The sequence below is a fragment of the Arthrobacter sp. JCM 19049 genome (assembly GCF_001310435.1).
Genome location: NZ_BAXF01000814.1, coordinates 1 through 729 on the forward strand (window position 1 = coordinate 1; position 729 = coordinate 729).

Genomic DNA, 729 nt, shown 5'->3' on the forward strand with positions numbered 1-729 from the left:
CCCCGGCCCGCAGCAGCCGGCGCATCCGGGACTGGGCGGTGTTGCGGGCGATGCCCACCTGATCGGCCAGCTCGGAAATCTGGATCCGTGGATCCGCGATCATGGCCAGCAAGATCTTCACGTCCACGTCGTCCAAACGCACCAAAACTACTCTCCGTACTCTCCCGATCCGCCAATTTTTGGATGTTTTGCTCAATGGAACCGTCAATTGGCGATGCAATGCTTTGAAGTATTCCATATTAGTGAAGGAACAGGCTATTCGCGTAGCCATCTCGAAGCAGAATGCTCAATCTCTTCCACCCCTGTTGATCGGCAGGGGACCAGCACGCCGCCACGTCCGGTGGCTGGCGGACACCAGAAAGGCGGGTCGGCGATGTCGGTGATCAGTGAGCTGAGGATGCGTCCCGGCACGGCAGCCAGCTACGACCGGTGGGACGCCACGCCGCGCACCCGCCTGGTGCTCTCCGGGCTGGTGATCTTTGTGCTGCTGTGCGGCGCCAACCTGGCCACCCCACTCTACCCGGGGCTGCAGCAGTCGCTGGGCCTGGGCCGATGGGCACCTCGGTCGCCTTCGCCAGCTACGTGATGGCACTCATCGTCTTTTTGGTCACGGTCGGGCACTGGTCCGACCACATCGGCCGCCGCGCCGCGCTGCTGTTGGCCGTGCTGATTGGCCTGGCCGGCACGCTGGTCTTCGGGACCGCCGATGACCTGCTGGGGTTGTGCGCC

The 729-nt window shown here is 63.8% G+C and carries 1 protein-coding gene and 1 pseudogene; one reads left to right on the forward strand and one right to left on the reverse strand.

The window, feature by feature from the left end; genetic code table 11:
- Positions 1 to 142: winged helix-turn-helix transcriptional regulator (locus tag JCM19049_RS16465; protein ID WP_374700349.1), on the reverse strand; the 142-nt coding region annotated here is incomplete at its 3' end.
- A gap of 231 nt (positions 143 to 373) precedes the next feature.
- Between JCM19049_RS16465 and JCM19049_RS21605 the strand changes: the two are divergent.
- A pseudogene (locus tag JCM19049_RS21605) lies at positions 374 to 729 on the forward strand (MFS transporter); the annotation flags it as partial.